We start from the raw sequence: 1,067 nt of genomic DNA, 5'->3' as shown, positions 1-1,067 counted from the left end.
GCCAAAACGCCGGTGACCAAAACGGTTCGGCAGGGCGTTGCCATTACCAGCATGTGGAAATAAGCGGCGATTTGTCCCGGCTTTTGGCATACTCGCGCCTCCATTGAATCAGCGGAGTCCCTTGTATGTTCAAGGTCAACGAATACTTCGATGCCAAGGTGGCATCCATTGCCTTTCAAACCGAATCCAAGCCAGCCACCGTCGGCGTGATGGCGCCGGGAGATTATGAATTCGGCACCAGTGAGCACGAAACCATGACGGTAACCAGTGGTGCCCTGACGGTGAAGTTGCCGGGCAGTGCCGATTGGCAGACGTTTGCTGCCGGTGAGACTTTCGAGATTGAGGCTAACCAGAAATTTCAGGTAAAAGTGGCCATCGATACGGCCTATCTTTGCCTGTACGGCGAATAATCTGCCCGGCCAAAAGAATAAGAGCACCTGCGAAAAACAGGTGCCAACACCAGGGGGAGCCTGATGCCATTATTTCCTGCCAGGGATGGCGCCACGCTACGCGTGCGTTTGCTGGGCCGTGGTCAGCCAGTGCTGATGCTGCATGGCCTGGGCATGCAGGGGCGTGACTGGCTTCCCTTTGTGTTTCCCTTTCTGCGTCGTTTCCAGTTTGTGATTCCCGATTTGCGCGGTGCTGGCGGTTCCGCTGCGGCCCGTTTCAACCAGGCGGACGTGTTCCACAATCACATGCAGGACATGGAAGACCTGGTTCACCATTTCGGCCTGCGGGATTTCCTGTTGGTGGGCTACTCGCTGGGGGCGACCACCAGCCTGCACTGGCATGCTCATGGGGATTTTTCCCCGGTAAAGCGCTACCTGCATATTGATCAGTCTCCGTGCACGGATAACAAGGCGGACTGGCCCCACGGGTTGTTTGGTGAACGCCAGGGACACTTCTATGCGCAACTACGGGAGTTGCTGGCGCTATTGGACGCAGCCCCGGATCAGGGCGATATCGCCAGGCTGGCTCCGGGCCTGCGCAACGCCGTGCTGATGCGGCTGACGGATATTCTCGGCCAGATAGCGGGCCACCAGGGCCTGCATTCCGCGTTTAGCGCC

General features: G+C 58.0%; 2 protein-coding genes. Both read left to right on the top strand.

Annotated features, from left to right (window positions below; genetic code table 11):
- Window positions 1-125: 125 nt before the first annotated feature.
- Complete coding sequence (locus A3730_RS24160) at window positions 126-410, top strand: pyrimidine/purine nucleoside phosphorylase (protein WP_063521591.1); 285 nt, start codon at window positions 126-128, stop codon at window positions 408-410.
- Window positions 411-473: 63 nt separating this feature from the next.
- The coding region (locus tag A3730_RS24155) for an alpha/beta fold hydrolase (RefSeq protein ID WP_197477607.1) at window positions 474-1,067 on the top strand (594 nt) is incomplete at its 3' end.

It is taken from the genome of Alcanivorax sp. HI0044 (assembly GCF_001634945.1).
The sequence above is the reverse complement of the archived record's forward strand: the minus strand, read 5'-3'. Positions and strand labels throughout refer to the sequence as shown.